Annotated in this window: 14 protein-coding genes; 8 read left to right on the top strand and 6 right to left on the bottom strand. The window is 64.3% G+C overall.

Annotated elements, in window-relative coordinates; genetic code table 11:
* Positions 1 to 29 precede the first annotated feature (29 nt).
* Both HNQ71_RS07985 and HNQ71_RS35460 read left to right on the top strand, forming a co-directional pair.
* On the top strand, positions 30 to 728 hold the full coding sequence (locus HNQ71_RS07985; RefSeq protein ID WP_184871973.1) for a type 1 glutamine amidotransferase: 699 nt from the start codon (positions 30 to 32) through the stop codon (positions 726 to 728).
* A 294-nt stretch (positions 729 to 1,022) separates the two neighbouring features.
* The gene (locus HNQ71_RS35460; protein WP_257784452.1) at positions 1,023 to 1,154 is read left to right on the top strand and encodes a hypothetical protein; all 132 of its coding nucleotides are present in this window, start codon (positions 1,023 to 1,025) and stop codon (positions 1,152 to 1,154) included.
* Positions 1,155 to 1,189: 35 nt separating this feature from the next.
* On the opposite strand, the gene HNQ71_RS07980 is transcribed toward HNQ71_RS35460, so the two are convergent.
* Genes HNQ71_RS07980 through HNQ71_RS07970 form a run of 3 tightly spaced genes read right to left on the bottom strand, consistent with a single transcriptional unit; the run spans position 1,190 to position 3,970 of the window.
* On the bottom strand, positions 1,190 to 1,981 hold the full coding sequence (locus HNQ71_RS07980) for a metallophosphoesterase (protein ID WP_184871971.1): 792 nt from the start codon (positions 1,979 to 1,981) through the stop codon (positions 1,190 to 1,192).
* Between the two features lie 35 nt (positions 1,982 to 2,016).
* Positions 2,017 to 3,153 (bottom strand): alpha-hydroxy acid oxidase, encoded by a 1,137-nt coding sequence (locus HNQ71_RS07975; protein WP_184871970.1) that lies wholly within the window; start codon positions 3,151 to 3,153, stop codon positions 2,017 to 2,019.
* 37 nt (positions 3,154 to 3,190) lie between these two features.
* Positions 3,191 to 3,970 (bottom strand): FCD domain-containing protein, encoded by a 780-nt coding sequence (locus HNQ71_RS07970; RefSeq protein WP_184871968.1) that lies wholly within the window; start codon positions 3,968 to 3,970, stop codon positions 3,191 to 3,193.
* 208 nt (positions 3,971 to 4,178) lie between these two features.
* On the opposite strand from HNQ71_RS07970, the gene HNQ71_RS07965 reads away from it, so the two are divergent.
* From HNQ71_RS07965 to glcF, 5 genes are all read left to right on the top strand, one after another.
* The gene (locus HNQ71_RS07965; protein ID WP_184871966.1) at positions 4,179 to 5,501 is read left to right on the top strand and encodes a DUF3422 family protein; all 1,323 of its coding nucleotides are present in this window, start codon (positions 4,179 to 4,181) and stop codon (positions 5,499 to 5,501) included.
* A 139-nt stretch (positions 5,502 to 5,640) separates the two neighbouring features.
* Positions 5,641 to 7,137 carry an FAD-linked oxidase C-terminal domain-containing protein gene (locus HNQ71_RS07960; RefSeq protein WP_184871964.1) on the top strand — a complete coding sequence of 499 codons (1,497 nt, stop codon included), beginning with the start codon at positions 5,641 to 5,643 and terminating at the stop codon, positions 7,135 to 7,137.
* Between the two features lie 95 nt (positions 7,138 to 7,232).
* Positions 7,233 to 7,655: an endonuclease domain-containing protein gene (locus tag HNQ71_RS07955; protein ID WP_184871962.1), complete on the top strand. Its 423-nt coding sequence runs from the start codon at positions 7,233 to 7,235 to the stop codon at positions 7,653 to 7,655.
* A gap of 73 nt (positions 7,656 to 7,728) precedes the next feature.
* The gene (locus HNQ71_RS07950; protein WP_184871960.1) at positions 7,729 to 8,934 is read left to right on the top strand and encodes an FAD-binding protein; all 1,206 of its coding nucleotides are present in this window, start codon (positions 7,729 to 7,731) and stop codon (positions 8,932 to 8,934) included.
* A gap of 11 nt (positions 8,935 to 8,945) precedes the next feature.
* Positions 8,946 to 10,271, top strand: a complete 1,326-nt coding sequence (gene glcF, locus HNQ71_RS07945; RefSeq protein WP_184871958.1) for a glycolate oxidase subunit GlcF — start codon at positions 8,946 to 8,948, stop codon at positions 10,269 to 10,271.
* A gap of 23 nt (positions 10,272 to 10,294) precedes the next feature.
* Here the strand turns inward: glcF and HNQ71_RS07940 are convergent, their stop codons facing one another.
* Both HNQ71_RS07940 and HNQ71_RS07935 read right to left on the bottom strand, forming a co-directional pair.
* Positions 10,295 to 11,215, bottom strand: coding sequence for a bifunctional 5,10-methylenetetrahydrofolate dehydrogenase/5,10-methenyltetrahydrofolate cyclohydrolase (locus tag HNQ71_RS07940; RefSeq protein WP_184871956.1), 921 nt, complete (start codon positions 11,213 to 11,215; stop codon positions 10,295 to 10,297).
* Between the two features lie 269 nt (positions 11,216 to 11,484).
* Positions 11,485 to 12,228: a L,D-transpeptidase gene (locus tag HNQ71_RS07935; protein WP_184871955.1), complete on the bottom strand. Its 744-nt coding sequence runs from the start codon at positions 12,226 to 12,228 to the stop codon at positions 11,485 to 11,487.
* A gap of 212 nt (positions 12,229 to 12,440) precedes the next feature.
* Between HNQ71_RS07935 and HNQ71_RS07930 the strand changes: the two genes are divergently transcribed.
* Positions 12,441 to 13,079, top strand: a complete 639-nt coding sequence (locus tag HNQ71_RS07930; RefSeq protein ID WP_184871953.1) for a DNA-3-methyladenine glycosylase I — start codon at positions 12,441 to 12,443, stop codon at positions 13,077 to 13,079.
* A gap of 56 nt (positions 13,080 to 13,135) precedes the next feature.
* Here HNQ71_RS07930 and HNQ71_RS07925 read toward each other — a convergent pair whose 3' ends face one another.
* On the bottom strand, positions 13,136 to 13,390 hold the full coding sequence (locus tag HNQ71_RS07925) for a hypothetical protein (RefSeq protein WP_184871951.1): 255 nt from the start codon (positions 13,388 to 13,390) through the stop codon (positions 13,136 to 13,138).
* Positions 13,391 to 13,552: the final 162 nt, after the last annotated feature.

Raw genomic sequence — 13,552 nt, 5'->3', positions numbered from 1 at the left:
ATCATTTTCATGTCAGCAGGGTTTTTGCGATGCGGGTGCTGGTGGTCCAGAACTACGACAATACCGGCCTTGGCCAGGTAGGCGCGGCTCTGGCGGAAGCGGGCGCCGACCTCGATCTGCGCCTGCCCTACAAGGGCGATCCGCTGCCGGATGATGCGGCCGGGCACGATGCCATGGTGGTGCTCGGCGGTGGCCAGAATGCACTGGACGATGACGACTACCCCTATTTCCCGGCTCTGCTCGAACTGACCCGTGATTTCGCCGACAAGGACCGTGCAGTGCTCGGCATCTGCCTGGGCAGTCAGCTCGTTGCCCGCGCCTTCGGTGGCGAGAACCGCATCGGTGGCGCCAACGAGTTCGGCTGGCACGGCGTGTCGCTGACGCCGGACGCCAGGGCCGATCCGGTGCTGGGCGCGTTGCCGGAAAAATTCCCGATCTTCCAGTGGCACGACGACACGTTCGTGCTGCCGGAGAACGCCGTGCGGCTTGCCGGTAACGATGTCGCCGAGAACCAGGCGTTTCGCGTTGGCCGCGCGGTCTACGGCTTCCAGTTCCATTTCGAGGCCGACCGCCCGATGGTGCAGGACTGGAGCACCTCCTTTGCCCCGACCATCGCCGCGCGCCACCCCGACTGGGCCGGCAAGCTCGATGGCGAAATGGCCCGCAACGGGCCCGACGCCGACGCTGCCGGCCTGGCCATTGCCCGCGCCTGGGTCGCAACGATCTGAGCGTCCAACCCTTGGCGCCTCGCCGCGTGACATAATTGGCACGCGGCGGTGAAACCGGCTGGGGAAAACACCTTTCATCCTTGGCTTGTGTCCGCCCGTCATCCTAGAAGGCGCGCGCTCTGCATCGGCTGTGCAACCGCGATGAACCTTTGGTGTGACCCGCGCGACACACCGTCGATACAGAACGCGCCTAGAAGCGCGAAATCGTCGAAACTTTGAAGCGAATTCTCCGTTTCAACGCATTGGTAACCGCCTGGTGCACAGATGCAGCAAGCTCAACAAGAGATGACGTCCGTGAAAGCAGCGCTTCTGTCCTTTGCCATGTTGTCCGCCATCGTGCTGTGCGGCCTCGGCATCTATTCCGCCGACGCAGCCAACAACCACAACGCCGTCGACGGCTACGGCGTAACCGCCTCGCTTCGCTAAAAGCCGGAGCGTTTTCGCGTCCTCGGACGCGCCGCTCACGCTTCCTTTGTCGTCCCAGGCTCCTTGATCGTGATCGTCAGGATGCGTTTGTCCGGGCCGTCGACGACGAGCGCGGTGAGCATGCCTGATTGCCAGGCTAGCGTGTCGACATTGACGCGGTTGGCCATCACTTCCGCTTCCGGCACCGGCGTGTGCCCGTGCACCACGATCTTCGGGAACAGGCCCTGGTAATTGTGGAAGATGTCGCGGATCCACATCAGATCCTGCGGGTTTTGCCTTGCCAGCGCGATGCCCGGCCTGATGCCCGCATGGCAGAAGAAGAAATCTCCGAGCGTCAGCGAAAGCCGCAGCGATCGCAAAAAATCGATGTGGGTTTGCGGCACCGCCTCGACCAGGGATTCATGTCCTTTGCGCACGGCGGCCTCGGCTTTGCCGAACCACATGCTGGTGCCTTCGCTGATTGCCACGCCGTAGGACAGCGCCGTCTGGATGCCGCCGAAACGGATGAAAAGCCCTTCCGGGTCGGGCTTCTTGAGAAAGTCGAGAAAGCCGACGTCGTGGTTGCCGGCCAGCATCACATGGCGCGAGTCGCGCTCTCGCGCCTCGATCAGGAAGTCGATGACGCCTTTGGAATCCGGTCCACGGTCGACATAGTCGCCGAGATGGATGACACGCCAGTCGGCAGGCAAATCCCGCTCGATCTCATCCTCTATGCGTTGATGCATGGCGGCCAGCAGATCGAGCCGGCCATGCACGTCACCGATCGCATAAAGACGCACACCTTCCGGCCCATGCGCGTCGAGAAAATGGATGCCGGGTTCTGCCAACTCTGCGCCGTCTCCGTGGTCAGGCTGTCACGGACTTAGCGCCGGAGCTGGTCCTTGCCCATGTCGGTGACCAGACGCTTTCCGCACAGAGCCAGCGTGATGTCCATCTCCTTGCGGATGATTTCCAATGCCTTGGTAACTCCTTCCTTGCCGAGCGCACCCAGGCCGTAAAGAAATGGCCGGCCGATATAGGTGCCCTTGGCGCCGAGGCAGAGCGCCTTCAGCACGTCCTGGCCGGAGCGGATGCCGCCATCCATGTGGACTTCGATCGTGTCGCCGACCGCGTCGGCAATCTCCTCCAGCGCCATGATCGAAGACGACGCGCCGTCGAGCTGGCGCCCGCCATGGTTGGAGACGATGATGGCGTCGGCGCCGGTCTTGGCCGCCATCAGCGCATCTTCCTTGTCGAGAACGCCTTTCAGGATCAGCTTGCCACCCCAGCGTTCCTTGATCCAGGCGACATCCTTCCACGACAGATGCGGATCGAACTGCTCGGTCGTCCAGGAGGACAACGAGGCGACGTCGCCGACGCCCTTGGCATGGCCGACAATGTTGCGGAAGGTGCGGCGCTTGGTGCCGGCCATGCCCATCCACCAGCGCGGGCGCATGGCGATGTCGGCGATGTTGGCCAGCGTCATTCTGGGCGGCGCCGAAAGTCCATTGCGGACATCCTTGTGGCGTTGTCCGAGTATCTGCAGGTCGAGCGTCAGCACCAGCGCCGAGCACTTCGCCGCCTTTGCCCGGTCGATCAGGTCGAGCACGAAATCCTTGTCGCGCAGCACGTAGAGCTGGAACCAGAATGGCTTCTTGGTCACCGAGGCGACGTCCTCGATCGAGCAGATGCTCATCGTCGACAGGGTAAATGGCACGCCGAACTCCTCGGCCGCCTGCGCCGCCAGCATCTCGCCATCGGCATGCTGCATGCCGGTCAGGCCGGTCGGCGCCAGCGCCACCGGCATTGCCACCTTTTCGCCGATCATGGTCGATTCCAGCGAGCGGTTGCTCATGTCGACCAGCACGCGCTGGCGGAATTTGATCTTGGCGAAATCCTCCTCGTTGGCCCGGTAGGTACTTTCAGTCCAGGCGCCGGAATCGGCGTATTCGAAGAACATTTTTGGCACGCGCCGGCGCGCGAGGTCCTTGAGATCGGCGATGGTGAGGATTTGGCTCATGAGGGTCCCCGCTTATCAGTCCTGGGAGCGTGTGGGTTCATCTGGCCCCTTCAGAGCGTTGCCTGAGCCTCAGCCGCGAGACGCGTTGCCAGTCGCCGCTGCGCTCGGCCTCGGCCATCGACCGCTCGACATAGATCATGTGGTCCATCGCCGCTTGCCGCGCGGCCGCAGGGTCACCGGCCTTCACAGCGGCATGGATCGCCCGGTGCTGGGCAAGCAGCGCGTCGCGCGCGCCGGGCACGGTGAACACCAGCAGCCGGTTCTGGAACACGCCTTCCGACAGCAGCCGGTAGCAGGAGCGCAGCGTGTGCAAGAGCAGGATGTTGTGCGCGCACTCGCAGATCGCGTGGTGGAACTCGACATCGATCTCGGCTTCGTCGTCGAAATCGCCGGTCCGGTGCGCTTCGTCCATGCGCGCCATGATGCGGTCGAGCAGCGCCAGATCCTCCGGCGTGGCGCGTCGCGCCGCATATTCGGCCGCGACGCCCTCGATCTCGCGGCGGTATTCCAGATAGTCGGCCACCGCCTTGCGATGCATCGAGATCAGGTCCGCCACCGGCTTGGTGAACAGCTGGCCGATGATGTCGGCGACATGCGTGCCGCCGCCGGCCTTGGTCGTCAAAAGGCCGCGCCCTTCGAGCGCCTTCAGCGCATCGCGCAGGATCGGCCGCGACACGTCGAACTGGCGCGCAAGTTCGCGCTCGCCCGGCAACCGGTCGCCGGTGCGCAGCACGCCTTCGAGGATGAGGCCCTCGATCTGCTGCACCACCTCGTCGGCGGTGCGCGAATGCTCGATCCTGGAAAAAATGTCGCTCAAAAGAATGCCTGGAAGGTGAACCGCTGTCGGGCAGGATAAAGCCTGCGTCGCCAACTGGTCAAATTATTTATCCAATTGGCCGAAGCGGGTCGATTCTGTCACCTGACGCCATATCGTCTTCGGCTAAACTTTGTTGTTTGCGTCATCTGGCCATTGGCCCTAGAGGGACGCAATGTAAGAGGGTCTAGAGAACCCCGGGGGACAAGCCGTGTCAGACGACCCGTCCAATCTCGAGTTCCTGCCGCGCGCCAAGGGCAGCGTCATGGGTTTTCCCGCGCATGAAGGCCGGCCCGGTGCGCTCGGCGAGGTTCATGCCCGGCCGCATCCGCTGATCGAAAAGCCGCGTGTCCTGGTGCAACTCGCCTTCATGACCGAGGGCGGATCCAGTGTCGACCATGCGGTGCTGTCCGAACTGTCGCGGCGCCTCGGCATTGCCGCGCCCGACCGCCAGGCCCGCCACCACGCCATGAAGTGGGGCAAGGGCTCGCTGCGCTGGGAGCGGCACACGGAATTCTCGACCTATCTGTGGGAAGGCCCGCTCTCCGAAAGCGGCAGGGCGCAGGAGGACTCGCCGTTCGGCAACGGATTTTCGCCGCCGGGAACCGTCATCTCGGGGATCAGGCTCGAAATCCGCAAATGGACGCAGGCGAGCGAGCGGCTGATCGCCGGCTTTGATCCAACCAGCCTGTGCTATTCGCTGGTCGAACGCGGCAACGCCGCCATCGTCACCGATTTCCGCCAGGATGGCGACGGCATGACCCGCATGCTGGTGCTCGACCGCGGCCTGACGCCGGCGCGCACTGGGGCGCTGTCGCAACGGCTGATCGACATCGAAACCTACCGAACACTGGCCATGCTTGGCCTGCCATTGGCGCTGACGCTGTCCGGCCGCGCCCGCCGCATCGAGGACAGGCTGGCGCAGACCACGCTGGAAATGAAGGTCGCCGAAACCCGCGATAGCCAGACGCTGCTGGCCGACCTGACCGAGCTTGCCGCCGAGCTGGAGGCGGACGCCGCGTCGAGCCTCTACCGTTTCGGCGCCAGCCGCGCCTATGACGGCATCGTCGTCGAGCGCCTGGAAGCGCTCGAGGAAGAAGCCGTGCCCGGCTACGACACCTGGGGCGGGTTCCTGCAGCGCCGCGTCGCACCGGCCATGCGCACCTGCCGCTCGGTCGAGGAGCGCCAGGCCAATCTGTCGCGCAAGCTGACCCGCGCCACGACGCTGCTGCGCACCTGGGTCGATGTCGAGGTCGAGAAGCAGAACCGCGACCTGCTGGCGTCGATGAACAACCGCGCCCGCCTGCAACTGCGCCTGCAGCAGACCGTCGAAGGTCTCTCGGTCGCCGCTGTCTCCTACTATGTGGTCGGCCTCGTCGGCTATGTCGCCAAGGGCGCCTCCATCTTCGGCCATGCCTTCGCGCCGGAGGTCGTCACCGCGGCTTCGGTACCAGTCGCCATTCTGCTGGTCTGGTGGGGCGTGCGCCGCGTGCGTCGGATGCATTCCGAGCCCAGCAAGCTGGCGGGCGAATAAGACTTGTATCCGCAGCGGCAGATTGCCGCTGCGGAAGCCCGTCCGACCGCAACTTTGGACTTTCCACCAAAGCGGGATTTGCAACCGCCGCGCTTCACTGGTAAAAGATTTTGACCAGTCAAGCGAAACGAGGCTGCTGATGTCCGGCCTGGCCATGCCGAAACCAGACGACGCCACGATGCGCCGGCGCGACGAGATCGTCGCCGACATGCGCATCATCGTGCCGGGCGAGGGCGTTGTCGACGCCGCCAATTCCATGCGGGCCTTCGAGAGCGATGGCCTGACCGCCTATCGGCAGCTGCCGCTGGTCGTCGTGCTGCCGCAGACGGTGGCGCAGGTTTCCCGCGTGCTGAAATACTGCAACGACCGCAACATCCGTGTCGTGCCGCGCGGTTCCGGCACCTCGCTGTCTGGCGGCGCGTTGCCGCTGGAAGACGCGGTGCTGCTGGTCATGAGCCGCTTCAACCGCATTCTTGCGATCGATTTCCCCAACCGCGTCGTTGTCGCCCAACCGGGCGTCACCAATCTCGGCATCACCACCGCCGTCGAGCAGGAGGGCTTCTACTACGCCCCCGATCCATCCTCCCAGATCGCCTGCTCGATCGGCGGCAATGTGGCGGAAAATTCCGGCGGCGTGCACTGCCTGAAGTACGGCCTCACCGCCAACAATGTGCTCGGCATCGAGATGGTGCTGATGAATGGCGAGGTGGTGCGGCTCGGTGGCAGTCACCTTGACGCGGAAGGTTACGACCTGCTCGGCGTCATGACCGGCTCCGAAGGCCTGCTCGGCGTCGTCACCGAAGTCACCGTGCGCATCCTGAAAAAGCCGGAGACCGCACGCGCCCTGCTGATCGGCTTTCCGACCAGCGAGCAGGGCGGCCAGTGCGTCGCCGACATCATCGGCGCCGGCATCATTCCGGGCGGCATGGAAATGATGGACCGGCCGGCGATCCATGCCGCCGAGGACTTCGTCCATGCCGGCTATCCCCTGGATGTCGAGGCGCTGCTGATCGTCGAGCTCGACGGGCCGAGCGTCGAGGTCGATCACCTGATCGGCCTTGTCGAAGAAATCGCCTACAAGAACGGCTCGACCACCTGCCGCATCTCGCAGTCGGAGCAGGAGCGTCTGAGCTTCTGGGCTGGCCGCAAGGCGGCCTTTCCGGCGGTTGGCCGTATCTCGCCCGACTATTACTGCATGGACGGCACCATCCCGCGCAAGGAACTGCCGCGCGTGCTTGCCGGCATGCGCGAGCTGTCGGAGACTTACGGTCTCGGCGTCGCCAATGTCTTTCACGCCGGCGACGGCAATCTGCATCCGCTGATCCTTTACGACGCCAATGTGCCGGGCGAACTCGACAAGGCCGAAAGCTTCGGCGCCGACATATTGCGGCTGTGCGTCAAGGTCGGCGGCGTGCTCACCGGCGAACACGGCGTGGGCGTCGAGAAGCGCGACCTGATGCCGGAGATGTTCAACCAGATCGACCTCGACCAGCAGATGCGGGTCAAATGCGCCTTCGACCCCAATCATCTTTTGAATCCCGGCAAGGTCTTCCCGCAGCTTCGCCGCTGCGCCGAACTCGGCCGCATGCACATTTCCGGCGGCAAGCTGCCGTTTCCGGACATTCCGAGGTTTTGAGTGTGACGGCCCATCGGAATGGGGGTTCCTCGCCCCCGCAGAGCGGGGGAGAGGTGGCTCGGGCAAAGCCCGAGACGGAGAGGGGGACGCCCGACATGCCGAGCGGGCGTTCGCCGGAAAAGATCGCGCGTGCTCGCGTGCTCCGGCATGGTGACAATCCGGCGGAAGCAACCCTTTGGAACGAGCTGAAGGCCAAACGGCTTGGTGGCTACAAGTTCGTGCGTCAGATGCCGATTGGGCCATACTTCGCCGACTTCACCTGTCGCAGCAAAAAGCTGGTCATCGAGCTGGACGGAAGTCAGCATGCCGAGAGTTTCTATGACAGGCGACGTGACGAATTCATGCGGGGTGAGGGGTTCTCGATGTTGCGTTTTTGGAACGTCGATGTGCTGAGGAGTCCTCGGAGCGTTTGGGAGACAGTTCTTGCGGCACTGGAAGGACAACTCCACCAGGATGTCATCGCCTCAGACCCGAGGTTCGTTTTCGCGGCCAGGAAGATCGGAGGCGACGCTCTATGATTGCCCCCTCTCCGTCTCGGGCTTTGCCCGAGCCACCTCTCCCTCGCTTCACGGGGGCGAACCAGAAATAGCCATGACCACACTCACCCCGACCACATCGGACGAAGTCGTGTCCACCGTTGCCTGGGCGGCGGCGGAGGAATCGCCGCTCGAAATCCTTGGCCATGGTTCCAAGCGCGGCATCGGTCGTCCGCTGCAGACCGAACACACGCTCGACCTGTCGAACCTCAGCGGCGTTACGCTCTATGAGCCCGCCGAACTGGTGCTGTCGGCCAAGGCCGGCACGCCGCTGGCCGACATCGAAAGGCTGCTGGCGGAAAACGCCCAGCAACTCGCCTTCGAGCCGATGGATTACGGCCCGCTGCTCGGGGGGCAGCCTGGCAAAGGCACCATCGGCGGCGTGCTTGCCGCAAACCTTTCCGGCCCGCGCCGGTTGAAGGCGGGCGCGGCGCGCGATCATATCCTGGGCATCAATGCCGTTTCAGGCCGCGGCGAGGCGTTCAAGTCCGGCGGCCGCGTGGTCAAGAACGTCACCGGCTACGATCTGTCGAAGTTGATGGCCAACAGCTGGGGCACGCTGGCCGTGCTCACCGACGTCACCTTCAAGGTGCTGCCCGCCGCCGAGACCGAGGTCACGCTCGCCGTCCGCGGCCTGCTCGACGACGCGGCTGCTGCCGCCATGGCCCTGGCGCTTGGTTCCAGCGCCGAAGTGTCGAGTGCCGCCCATCTGCCGGAGCGGATCGCCGCGCGCGTCGCTGGCGGCACGCTTGGCAGCGAGGCCGCGACTTTGCTGCGCGTTGAAGGTTTTGGCCCCTCCGTCGCCTATCGCATCGCCGCGCTGAAAACGCTGCTCGGCAAGGCCGGGCCACTGGAAGAGATTTCCGGCGAGGCTTCACGGCTGATGTGGCGCGATGTGCGCGATTGCAGGCCCTTCGCCGATGGCAGCGAGAAACCGGTCTGGCGCGTGTCGATGACGCCGGGAGAAGGCCACCAGATGGTTCTGACGCTGCGCATGCAGGCAGCCGTCAGCGCCTTCTATGACTGGCAGGGCGGGCTGCTGTGGTTGCGCATGGAAGAGGGTGATCCGGAGGCTGCTTTGCTGCGCGGGCTGTTGAGAAAACATGGCGGCGGCCATGCGACGCTGGTGCGCGCCGCCCCTTCCCATCGCGCCGCCCTGCCGGTGTTCGAGCCGCAGGCGCCGGCGCTGGCCGCACTTAGCGCGCGGCTGAAGCAGGAATTCGACCCTAGAAACATCCTCAATCCCGGCCGCATGGGTTAGGACTTAGCGCGATGCAGACCAATTTTTCGCTTGCCCAGCTTGCCGATCCGCATGTCGCGGAATCCGAGAAGATCCTGCGCAAATGCGTGCATTGCGGCTTCTGCACCGCCACCTGCCCGACCTATGTCACGCTCGGCAACGAGCTCGATTCGCCGCGCGGCCGCATCTACCTGATCAAGGACATGCTGGAGAACGGTCGCCCGGCCGACAAGGAGATCGTCACCCATATCGACCGCTGCCTGTCCTGCCTTGCCTGCATGACCACCTGTCCTTCGGGCGTCAACTACATGCATCTGGTCGACCACGCCCGCGCCCACATCCAGGAGACCTACAAGCGCCCGCTGCTCGACCGCCTGACCCGCACCATGCTCGCCTTCGTGCTGCCCTATCCCGCGCGTTTTCGCGCAGCACTCAGGCTGGCGAGACTGGGCAAGCCGTTAATCGGCCTGTTCGAGAAGGTCCCGGCGCTGAAGCCGCTCAGCGCAATGCTCAAGCTCGCTCCGGCGTCGATCCCCAAAACGTCACCGATGGCCTCGCCGGGTATCCATGCCGGGCAAGGGACCAAAAAAGGCCGCGTCGCCATCCTCACCGGCTGCGCGCAATCGGTGCTTGATCCCGCCATCAACGAAACGACGATTTCGCTACTGACGCGGCTCGGCGTCGAGGTCGTGGTGCCGCCGGGCGAGGGCTGCTGCGGTGCGCTGGTTCATCACACGGGGCGGGAGCAGGCAGCGCTTGCCTCGGCGAGGCAAAATGTCGACGCCTGGACGCGCGCCATCGAACAAAGCGGGCTCGATGCCATCGTCATCACCGCATCCGGCTGCGGCACGACGATCAAGGATTATGGCTTCATGCTGCGTCTCGATCCGGCCTATGCCAACAAGGCCGCGCGGGTGTCGGCGCTGGCCAAGGACATCACCGAGTATCTGGCCGGCATCAACCTGCCCGAACCGGTGCGCAAGCCGGGCACGATCGTTGCCTATCACTCGGCCTGTTCGATGCAGCACGGCCAGAAGATCACCCGCCAGCCGAAGGAATTGCTGGCCAAGGCCGGATTCATGGTGCGCGAACCGCGCGAGGGACATCTGTGCTGCGGATCGGCCGGCACCTACAACATCCTGCAATCCGAGATTTCGGCCAGGCTGCGCGACCGCAAGGTGAAAAACATCGAGGCGACGGGGGCCTCGATCGTCGCCACCGGCAACATCGGTTGCATAACCCAGATCGCATCCGCGGCGAAGATGCCGGTGGTGCACACGATAAAGCTGCTCGACTGGGCCTACGGCGGGCCGAAGCCGGAAGGCGTTGCGGAAGACAGCGTGATCGCTGCGGAGTAGACCTCTGCGGCCTGTCTCGGTGCTTACTCGGCCGCCAGCCTGTCAACCGTGCCGTAGGTCGCCTCGTAGAGCGCGCGCTGCCGGCTGAGCGCCACCATCGTGTTTCGCAGCAGGATCGCGACCGTGATCGGGCCGACGCCGCCCGGCACCGGCGTGATCCAGGAGGCGACTTCGCGGACGCTCTCGGTGTCGACGTCGCCGACGATGCGGCTGGACCCGTCAGGCCCGATTTCGGAATTGATGCCGATGTCGATGACCGCCGCACCCGGCTTGACCATGTCGGCCTTGATCAGCCGCGGCTTGCCGACGGCGACGAACAGTGCGTCGGCGCGACGGGCATGCGCGGCAACCGATCGGGTCATGTGGTGGCAGACCGTCACCGTCGCGCCTTCGCTCATCAGCAGGAAGGCGATCGGCTTGCCGACAATTTCGGAGTGGCCGACGATGACGACTTCCAGCCCCTTGAGATCGAGTCCAGTCTCCTTCAGCAGCTCGACCGAGGCGGCGGCCGTGCAGGGCGCGAGGTCGAGCTGGTTGTAGACGATGTTGCCGATCGAAGCCGGATGCATGCCCTCGACATCCTTGAGCGGATGCACCGCCGCCTGCAGCGTCCGGACCGGGATATGTGCCGGCACCGGCCGCTGGATGATGATGCCGGTGACGCGCGGATCGGCGTTCAGTCCGTGGATGGCCGCTTCCAGTTCGCCTGATGTGATGGTGGCGGGAAAGCGCCGTTCCTCGAAATCGATGCCGGCCAGTTGCGCCTTGGCGCGCTGGTTGCGCACGTAGACATCCACCGCCGCGGTATCGCCGACGGTGATCGAGATCAGCTTGGGCGGAAACCCCTCGGCTTTGGCGATCGCTGCATCCTCGCGCACGGCGGCGATGATGCGCTGGGCAACCGGGCCGCCCTTGAGATAGCGGCTGTCGTCGGACAGGGACATGGGTGAACTCTTTTGCTTGGTTGCCGCCGACATAGCAAAAGAACATCGCCAAGGGCAGCGCGAAAGCGAACCGTCATGCTTTTTGCGCGACGTGCCGACCAGGGAGTGCCCCGCTGATCGTCAGGCTCCGGTCGAAACGGAAAGGGCAACGCGGTTTCCCGTGCTGCCCTTCCTGACTGGCCGCATCCCCATACGGCCCGTCCCCCGTTATCTCCTGGACTGGCCGTCAAAAGCGAGGTGCTTGCCGGCCAAGTGATTCGCAATTCGAACTATATCACCTCGACCGTGGTTCCGACATTGACCCGTTCATAGAGGTCGACGACGTCCTCGTTGCGCATGCGGATGCAACCCGACGACACCGCGCCGCCGATCGTCCATGGCTGGTTGGTGCCGTGGATGCGATATTCGGTCGTGCCGATATAGAGCGCGCGTGCGCCGAGCGGGTTCTCCAGGCCGCCAGCCAGATAGGTCGGCAGGTAGCGGCCCTTGGCGGCTTCGCGCTTGATCATCTGCGCCGGCGGGCGCCAGTCCGGCCACTCGCGCTTATTGGTGATCTTGTGCGTGCCCGACCATTCGAAGCCGGGTTTGCCGGTGCCGACGCCGTAACGCCGTGCCTTGCCGTTCTTCTCGACCAGAAAGAGGAAATTCTGCGTCGTATCGATGACGATCGTGCCCGGCTTCTGCGGGCCGTCATAGGCGACTTCCTGCGGCAGGTAGATCGGGTTGATCTGTGGACGCATGACCATGCGCTTGGATGGCGGCTGCACGGCCGCCGTCTGCACCCGGTCGGGCTGCCCCGGCTGCGCGTAGCGCAGGCGCGGCTGCTGCACGACCTGGCGGTTCTGGCGCACGATGCCGGGCGCATGGCCAAGCTGCAGCACCCAGGGGGCGGAAAGGTCGGGGCTCACCATCACCGGCGGCCTGTCGGCATAGCGGTCGCCAGCGGTTGAAGGCGTGACGCCTGCGGCAAAAACAGCCACGGCGCCGAGCACGGGAAACAGAACTGTCTTCATCGGAACGCACCTTGATTGTCTGAAACAACCGGGTGGAACGCCCCCCGGTTCGGCGATCATTGGCGCGCAAGCAGCAACCGAAACATGAATCGGAATGCGTAAAATGCGCCGTTGTCAGTAAACCTTTTGGTGTGGTTACCGCCGGGTTCAGGAATCTGGTAAAGCCGCAGTAAATGCAGCGCAAAGGCGTATTAACGAACGGGTTTTTGGCTATGGAAAAAGAAAACACCGGCCTGCTTGCCGGCCCCGACGGTGTCGCGCGTTGCTTCTGGCACGGCAACCTGCCCGACTATCTGCACTACCATGATCATGAATGGGGCCGGCCGGTGGCGGACGACCGCAGGCTGTTCGAAAAGATCTGCCTCGAAGGTTTTCAGTCGGGCCTTTCGTGGCTGACCATCCTGCGCAAGCGGGAGAATTTTCGCGAGGCCTTCGCCAATTTCGAATTCGACAAGGTCGCCGCCTTCACCGACAAGGATGTCGAGCGCCTGCTAGGCAATGCCGGCATCATCCGCCATCGCGGCAAGATCGTCTCGACCATCAACAACGCCAAGCGCGCCCGCGAGATGGCCGATGAATTCGGCTCGCTGGCCGCCTGGTTCTGGAAGTTCGAACCCGGCAAGGACGAGCGTCCCGAAATCGTCGACCTCGCCCATCTGCGCGCCAACCCGACCACGGCGGTCTCGGTTCGCATTTCGAAGGAGCTGAAGAAGCGCGGCTGGAGCTTTGTCGGCCCGACCACGGTCTACGCCTTCATGCAGGCCATGGGCCTGGTCAATGACCATCTCGAGGGCTGTGTCTGCCGCAAGCAAGTCGAGAAAGAGCGGAAGGCTTTCAAGCGGCCGAAGTAGCGGCGCTTGCACCCCCCTTGTGGGGAGTCGCCCGACGGCGCGGGTGGGGGTATCTTTCAGGTGCCGTTGGCGCTGGCCAGGAAAAGCCCGGCGACAATCGCCACCACCGTGGCCACGGTCGGGTAGATCACCAGCAGGCCGGTCATCAATGCGTCGCGCATGGATGGTCCCTTGCCGGTGTCGGCCGGTATCTCGAACGGACCAGCAGCCTGGCTGACCATTTGCCGGGCGTGGAGGTCGGCTGGACGCAGGCGCGCGGGCACTTCGCCTGCGCCGCCGTCGACGGCATGGAATCTTGCTGCGCTGGTCATGGCCCGAACCCTTCGTGTCGGCGCGACTTATCGGCTGCGATTGTGTCGGCACGATGCCGTAGCCATGGCGGGATTGTTTCATTTTCGGTGCGTTCTTGTTTCAGGGTGGTTCGGTTCGATCTTCTCCCGGCAGGGAGAGGCAAGGCGGCAAACCCTTGCCGC

This window comes from Mesorhizobium sangaii, from assembly GCF_014207355.1.
GTDB classification, from domain to species: domain Bacteria; phylum Pseudomonadota; class Alphaproteobacteria; order Rhizobiales; family Rhizobiaceae; genus Mesorhizobium; species Mesorhizobium sangaii.
This window is presented reverse-complemented; position numbering and strand designations above follow the sequence as displayed.

What these genes read in the sequence shown, in the direction of transcription:
- HNQ71_RS07975 (WP_184871970.1), bottom strand. Translation starts at nt 3,153, where the DNA reads ATGAGCCAAATCCTCACCATCGCCGATCTCAAGGACCTCGCGCGCCGG.
- HNQ71_RS07930 (WP_184871953.1), top strand. Translation starts at nt 12,441, where the DNA reads ATGGAAAAAGAAAACACCGGCCTGCTTGCCGGCCCCGACGGTGTCGCG.
- HNQ71_RS07955 (WP_184871962.1), top strand. Translation starts at nt 7,233, where the DNA reads ATGCCGAGCGGGCGTTCGCCGGAAAAGATCGCGCGTGCTCGCGTGCTC.
- HNQ71_RS07940 (WP_184871956.1), bottom strand. Translation starts at nt 11,215, where the DNA reads ATGTCCCTGTCCGACGACAGCCGCTATCTCAAGGGCGGCCCGGTTGCC.
- HNQ71_RS07960 (WP_184871964.1), top strand. Translation starts at nt 5,641, where the DNA reads ATGTCCGGCCTGGCCATGCCGAAACCAGACGACGCCACGATGCGCCGG.
- HNQ71_RS07985 (WP_184871973.1), top strand. Translation starts at nt 30, where the DNA reads ATGCGGGTGCTGGTGGTCCAGAACTACGACAATACCGGCCTTGGCCAG.
- HNQ71_RS07935 (WP_184871955.1), bottom strand. Translation starts at nt 12,228, where the DNA reads ATGAAGACAGTTCTGTTTCCCGTGCTCGGCGCCGTGGCTGTTTTTGCC.
- glcF (WP_184871958.1), top strand. Translation starts at nt 8,946, where the DNA reads ATGCAGACCAATTTTTCGCTTGCCCAGCTTGCCGATCCGCATGTCGCG.
- HNQ71_RS07950 (WP_184871960.1), top strand. Translation starts at nt 7,729, where the DNA reads ATGACCACACTCACCCCGACCACATCGGACGAAGTCGTGTCCACCGTT.
- HNQ71_RS07925 (WP_184871951.1), bottom strand. Translation starts at nt 13,390, where the DNA reads ATGACCAGCGCAGCAAGATTCCATGCCGTCGACGGCGGCGCAGGCGAA.